A 6,718-nucleotide genomic window follows, 5' to 3' on the forward strand; every position below is an offset into this window, starting at 1 on the left:
CGGCGGGCAGGCGCACAGCACGCCGTCCGCCGGCTGGCCGGCGAGGGCGGCCACTTCGCGCAGGATGCCGAGCGTCATCGCGCCGACGGTGTGCATGGCCATCAATTCCGTATTGGCGCGCACGACTTCGGCAAGGCCCGTGCGGCTGTCTTCGAGCGCGCGGATCTGCTCGTAGGCGCGGATCGCGGCGGCCACGCTCGTGTAGAGCTTCGTGCGGGTGAGTTCCGACTTGGTGCGGTAATCGTTGATGTCGTAGCCGCGGATGGCGTCCATCTCGGGCGCATAGCCGGGCTGGCCCGTGCGCAGGATGATGCGCACGTCGTGGCGGCCGAGCGTGTCGCGCACGTGGCGCACGAGGTGCAGCCCCGCGTCGGCGTGTTCCATCACGACGTCGAGCAGGATCACGGCGATGTCGTGTTCGCGGGCCAGCACGTCCATCGCTTCGGCGGCGGAATACGCATGCAGGAATGCCAGCGGCCGGCCGTGCATCTCGAGCGCACCGAGCGCGAACGTCGTCGTCGAATGGACGTCGGCATCGTCGTCGACGATCAGCACGCGCCACGCGCCGCCGTCCTTCACAGGTGGGTCTGCCGGCGTCTCGTCTGCGAACACCAGGTCATCGTCCTGTGCGGCGCCCGGAGGCGTGTTCGGTGCGGGCATTGCTGCGTCTCCAGGTTAAGCTCGATAGTTGCGAACCAGTATATCTGCAATGCTATCAATTCAGGCAAAAAAGTTCCATGTGGAAACATTTTTATTGATGCAACTAGCCAATTCACCGGTCCTTTGTCCATGCTGGTAGAATCTTCCATTCCATTCGCACAACCCAACGAGATTCCATGTCCGGCAACACATTTGGCAAGCTGTTTTCCGTAACCACTTTCGGCGAATCGCACGGTCCCGCAATCGGCTGCGTGATCGACGGCTGTCCGCCGGGACTGACGTTGTCCGAAGCCGATATCCAGCCCGAGCTGGACCGTCGCAAGCCGGGCACGTCGCGCCACGTGACGCAGCGGCAGGAAGCGGACCAGGTGAAGATCCTGTCCGGGGTCTACGAAGGCGTGACGACGGGCACGCCGATCGCGCTGCTGATCGAGAACACGGACCAGCGCAGCAAGGACTACGGCAACATCGTCGAGATGTTCCGTCCCGGCCACGCGGACTATACCTACTGGCACAAGTACGGCGTGCGCGACCCGCGCGGCGGCGGCCGCTCGTCCGCGCGCCTGACCGCGCCCGTCGTCGGCGCCGGCGCCATCGCCAAGAAGTGGCTGCGCGAGAAGTACGGCACCGAGTTCATGGGCTGCATGAGCCAGCTGGGCGACATTCCCGTGCCGTTCGAGGATTTCAAGCACGTGCACGCCAACCCGTTCTTCGCCGCGACGTCCGACGCCGACCTGATCGCGCGCATGGAAGCGGCAATGGATGAACTGCGCCGCGCGGGCGATTCCATCGGCGCCCGCATCGACGTGGTGGCGAAGAACGTCCCGGTGGGTCTCGGCCAGCCGATCTACGACAAGCTCGACGCCGACATCGCCTACGCCATGATGGGCATCAATGCGGTGAAGGGCGTGGAGATCGGCGCCGGTTTCCACTCGGTCGCGCAGAAGGGTTCGGAACACGGCGACGAACTGACCCCGGAAGGCTTCGTGGGCAACAATGCCGGCGGTGTGCTGGGCGGGATCTCGACGGGCCAGGACATCGCCGTGTCCATCGCCATCAAGCCGACGTCGTCGATCCGCACGCCGCGCCGCTCGATCGACAAGCAGGGCAATCCGGTGACGGTCGAGACGTTCGGCCGCCACGACCCGTGCGTGGGCATCCGCGCGACGCCGATCGCGGAGGCGATGCTGGCGCTGGTGCTGATCGATCACGCCCTGATGAACCGCGCCCAGTGCGGTGACGTGCACGTGGATACGCCGCGCCTGCGTTAAATACCGAAGCAGTTGATACGTCGTTCCCGCGCAGGCGGGAACCCAGGTTCGTCGCGCTGCGGCGACGCTCGCAAGGTGGGTCCCTGCCTTCGCAGGGACGACGTTCAGGCCCGGCTCGCCACCGCTTCCACCGGCTGCCGCCGCTCCACGCTCGTCACGACGAGCGCGCGCAATTCGTTCAGCAGCGAAAACTCCGTCTGGCTCAGGTAGACGGACGGGAAGCGGTCGTCCCAGTCGCCGTAGATGAAGCCGACCGGCTCGCCGCGCGTGCACAGCGGGATGATGACGAAGCAGCGGGCCTCGGACAGCGTGCCTTTCCACCAGCCCGGCAGCTTGCTCGAGAATTTTGGATCGCGCGCGTTCTCGATGAAGATCACGCGGTCGCTGCCGAGGGAGGCAAAGAACACGTTCGGTTCGTACGTATCGTCGAACGACAGCTTGGGCACGAGTGTCTTGGCGTTGTCGCCCAGGCCGATCTTGGCCGTGTAGCGGCCGTCGCGGCGGTTGCGCAGGAAGCCGAACGCGCGCGTGAACGACAGGCCGTGGTACGCCGTCTCGATCGCCATCGACACCATCTGGCCCGGCGTCGCGGTCGCGGCGCCATCGCGCATGTCGGCCACGCCGCTGAGCAGGATCTTGTTGCCGGCCTCGCGCATGCGCGTGACGGCGGCGGTGCGGGCGCGCTTCTCGGGCGGATTCGCGAGCGGCGCGATCGACAGGTCCGCGGCCGCTTCGACCTTCGCCTTCTCGATGGCGCCGACGATGTTGTCGGGCTCGATGCCGATCAGCGGCGCGAAGCCGGCGGCCAGCAGTTTCACCTGTTCGGCGCCCGCTTCGTCGTTGTGCCACAGGCTGTCGGCGCATTGCGACGCCATCGTGCCGAGGGCGGCGAGCCAGTCGTCGTGGCCAAAGTCGGCACCGCGCAAGCCCGGCTCCACGTGGCGCATGCCGGCGATCAGGTTGCGCGGCAGGCCCCAGTGTTCGGCGGTGGCGCGGCCGATCTGTTCGAGCGACAGGCCCAGTTGCGCGATGGCGATCGGGTCGATGTCGCCGGCGCCTGCCGCCTGCTGCATCAGGGTCCAGTGCTCGGGCAGGTAGAACGTGACCATCATCCGGCCCAGCGAATGGAGGATCGAGCACACGACGGCTTCTTCCGGATCGCGCATGGCCGCTTCGGCCGCGACCTGGTGCGCCACCATCCCGGCCAGCACGGCCTTTTCCATCTCGATGTGGGCCTGCAGCGAATCCGGCGTGGATTTACTGAGTTCCTCGATCAGTTTCAGGCCCAGCGCCAGGTGGCCGATGGCTTCCGTGCCCAACACGAGGATGGCCTTGGAGACGGTGTTGATGCGCTGGCCGAAGGCCGAGTACATGCCGCTGTTCGCCAGGCGCAGCACCTTCTGGGTGAGCACGGGGTCGGACAGCACCGTCTGGGTCATGGAAAAGTCGCGCTCGTCCTCGCCGCGCATGGACGCGAGGATGGCGTTGATGGCCCTGGTGAAGCCGGGCATGTCGCCGCGCCGCCGGATCCGCTCCCACAGCAGGGCGAGGGTGGCGTCGGCTTTCGGCGATCGTTCGATGGTAGCAGTCTGGTTCATGTGAGGCCCGCCCGTAATTCGTCCGGCAGCAGTTCCGTGTACAGGTTTTCCTTGAGCGCGGCCATGGCCACGTGGGCCGGCATCGGCTTCCCGGTCAGGTAGCCTTGTACGTAGTCGCATCCGCGCGACTCGACGTAGGTCAGTTGTTCTTCGGTCTCGACGCCTTCGGCCACGACCGACAGGTCGAGGTGCTTGGCCAGGTCGAGCACGGCGTTGCAGATCGCCGCGTCCTTGGTCGAGGCGGGCAGGTCCTTGATGAAGGCGCGGTCGATTTTCAGCACCGAGATCGGGAAGCGTTTCAGGTAGGCGAGGCTCGAATAGCCGGTGCCGAAGTCGTCGATCGCGATGCGGGCGTTGCGTTCGGCCATCCTGGTCAGGATCGCCTCCGCGTGCGCCGGGTCGACCATCAGCGTGCCTTCCGTGATCTCGAGCACGAGCTTGTCGCCGGACGCGCCGGAAAAGCCGAGGGCGTCGTCCAGCACGTTCAGGAAGCGGTCGTTGCGGAACTGGCGCGGGCTGATGTTGACCGAGATGTACAGGTCGCGCTTGGCCACTTCCTCGAACTGGCGCAGCTGCACCAGTGCCGCCTTCAGCGCCCAGGCGCCGAGCAGGTTGATGAGGCCATTGGTCTCGGCGATGGGGATGAAGCGCACGGGCGGCACCATGCCGAGGGTCGGATGCTTCCAGCGCATCAAGGTCTCGAAGCCTTCGATCTGGCGCGTGCGGCTGGACACGATCGGCTGGTAGTACAGCAGGAATTCACCTTCGCGCACGGCCTGGAACATCGCGGCTTCGAGCGAGATGTCGTGCTGCGGCATGCCGTTCTCGCGCACGCTGTAGACGACTGCGCGGCCCTTGCCCGTTTCCTTGGCGCGGCCCATGGCGGCGTCGGCGAGGGCGATCAGGCGGATCTCGTCCTCGGCGTGGTCGGGATAGATCGACACGCCGACGGAGGCGCCCAGGTACACGGTATGCCCGTCGACCTCGAACGGCGATTGCAGCGCGGCCAGCAGGCGGCCGCTCACGAGCTTGATCTGGTCCGGCGTGAACGTGCCGGGCAGGACGGCAACGAACTCGTCGCCGCCGACGCGTGCCAGCGTGTCGCTGTCGCGCAAGGTCTTGCGCAGGCGGATCGCGGCCTGGCGCAGCACGGCGTCGCCGACTGGGTGGCCGAGGCCGTCGTTGACTTTTTTAAAACCGTCCAGGCCGATCGTGGCGACGCAGAAGCCCTGGCCCGAGCGGCGCGCATTGGCGATCACCATGCGGATGCGGTCGGACAGCAGCAGGCGGTTCGGGAGTTCCGTCAGCGCGTCGTGCGTGGCCATGTGGCGCAGCCGTTGTTCGGTCGCGCGCTGGGCCGACATGTCGCGGCCGACGGCCAGCAATTCATGGCTGCCCGGGAGCTGGCCGATGCGCAATTCGAACCAGGCGTCCTTGCCGGCGCAGCGCAGGCGCACTTCGACGAGTATCGGATCGCTGGCCGTGCCGGCATCGACGAGGGCGTTGCGCAGGGCGGCCTGGTCGACTTCGACGGCCAGTGTCGTCAATACCGCGCCGGCCAGCGTCTGCGCACCGAACGTACGCTGGGCGCGCTGGCTTGCGTGGCGGATCAGGCCGGAAGGGTCGAGGCGGAACGCGACGTCGCCCACCGCCTCCATGTAGCCGTCCGGGCTCGCCGCCGGGGCCGCATGACGCGGATCGTTCGGTACTGCGGGTGAACTGGCGCGCATTGTCGAAATATCTGCTTTCAAATCTAGGCAGGAACTGCCTTTAATGCTGGAGTGTACCAAAACAACAAGCAATGTATCACCGAAAGATTCCAGCCGGCACTAAAATGCACAATGCCGTGTCACTTTCTGCCGCTGCTTGACGCGTCGCAGTGCCGGCATCTGAATTGGTGCCGCTTGCCCCGCACGCGGCTTTGGGCTAGCCTTGTTGCCTAACCGATAACCCGGCGGTGGGCCTGAAGGGTTATTGTCGCCGATACAGTGCAAAGTAGAAACTTTCGCGCCGTTCACATGATGCTCAGCTGCAACAACTCGGCCATTCCGGGAGGGACGCCATGAACCGATTCGACACCCACGAGGTTTTCAACCAGGCGCCGCCGTTCGGTGACGTCGACTTGTTCGCCTGCGACCCCGCGCTGCGCGAAGGCCTGGTGCGCGAAGGCGCCGGCTGGGCGGAGGGAGAACTTGGGCGGCTGGGGCGGGAACTCGGCGCAGCCGCCGTGCTGGACCTGGGCCGGCTGGCGAACGACAACCCGCCGCGCCTCGTCAATTTCGACCGCGGCGGGCATCGCGTGGACGAGGTCGAATTCCACCCTGCCTGGCATGAGCTGATGCGCCTGCTGATCGAAAACGGCGCCCACTCGCTGCCGTGGGAAGCCCCGCGGCCCGGTGCCCAGGTCGCGCGTGCGGCCGCCTATCTGCTGTTCGGCCAGGTCGAGAACGGCTCGCAATGTCCCGTGACGATGACGTACGCGTCCGTTCTGGCATTGCGCCAGCACCCGGGCATCGCGGCGCACTGGCTGCCGAAGATCCTGTCGCGCACCTACGACCCGCGCTCGCTGCCGATCGGGCAGAAGCGGGGCGCCCTGATCGGCATGGGCATGACGGAAAAACAGGGCGGCACCGACGTGCGCGCCAACACGACGCGGGCGACACGCATGAATCCGGCGGTGGCTGAGACCCGCTTCGGCGCCGATTGGCGCGACGCGTGGAGCCTCGTCGGCCACAAATGGTTTTTCTCGGCCCCGCAATCGGACGCCCATCTCGTGCTGGCGCAGACGGACGAGGGCGGCAGTGCGGGTCTGTCGTGTTTCTTCGTACCGCGCTTCCTGCCGGACGGGACGCGCAACGCCATCCGTGTGCAGCGTCTGAAGAACAAGGTCGGCAACAAGTCGAACGCGTCGTCCGAAGTCGAGTTCTGCGACGCCGTCGGCTGGCTGATCGGCAAGGAGGGGAGGGGCATTCCGACGATCCTCGAAATGGGCAGCCACACGCGCCTCGATTGCGTGCTGGGCTCGGCCGGCATCATGCGCGCGGCGCTGTGCCACGCGCTGCACCATGCGCGTGCGCGCAGCGCGTTCGGGCGCAAGCTCGCCGACCAGCCGCTGATGCAGAACGTGCTGGCCGACCTGGCGCTGGAATCGGAAGCGGCGACCGCGTTCGCGCTGCGGCTGGCGCGCTG

At 66.6% G+C, this 6,718-nt stretch carries 5 protein-coding genes; 2 read left to right on the forward strand and 3 right to left on the reverse strand.

Going from position 1 to position 6,718, the window contains the following annotated elements; genetic code table 11:
* Nucleotides 1–660, reverse strand: a 660-nt coding sequence (locus ACEN88_RS21635) for a DUF3369 domain-containing protein (RefSeq protein ID WP_413342908.1), incomplete at its 3' end; no start/stop codon positions are given.
* A 176-nt stretch (nt 661–836) separates the two neighbouring features.
* On the opposite strand from ACEN88_RS21635, the gene aroC reads away from it, so the two are divergent.
* Nucleotides 837–1,931, forward strand: a complete 1,095-nt coding sequence (gene aroC, locus ACEN88_RS21640) for a chorismate synthase (RefSeq protein WP_413342909.1) — start codon at nt 837–839, stop codon at nt 1,929–1,931.
* A 104-nt stretch (nt 1,932–2,035) separates the two neighbouring features.
* On the opposite strand, the gene ACEN88_RS21645 is transcribed toward aroC, so the two are convergent.
* Together ACEN88_RS21645 and ACEN88_RS21650 are read right to left on the reverse strand one after the other, a co-directional pair.
* A complete protein-coding gene (locus tag ACEN88_RS21645) occupies nt 2,036–3,529 on the reverse strand; it encodes an HDOD domain-containing protein (protein WP_413342911.1) in 1,494 nt (497 codons plus the stop codon).
* Entirely contained in the window at nt 3,526–5,259 is a 1,734-nt protein-coding gene (locus tag ACEN88_RS21650) for a putative bifunctional diguanylate cyclase/phosphodiesterase (protein ID WP_413342913.1), read from the reverse strand. The genes ACEN88_RS21645 and ACEN88_RS21650 overlap by 4 nt, the downstream gene beginning before the upstream one ends.
* Nucleotides 5,260–5,591: 332 nt before the next feature.
* Here ACEN88_RS21650 and ACEN88_RS21655 point away from each other — a divergent pair.
* The coding region (locus ACEN88_RS21655) for an acyl-CoA dehydrogenase family protein (protein WP_413342915.1) at nt 5,592–6,718 on the forward strand (1,127 nt) is incomplete at its 3' end.

This window comes from Massilia sp. CT11-108 (assembly GCF_047302915.1).
In the GTDB taxonomy this organism is placed as follows: Bacteria; Pseudomonadota; Gammaproteobacteria; order Burkholderiales; family Burkholderiaceae_D; genus Telluria; species Telluria orientalis.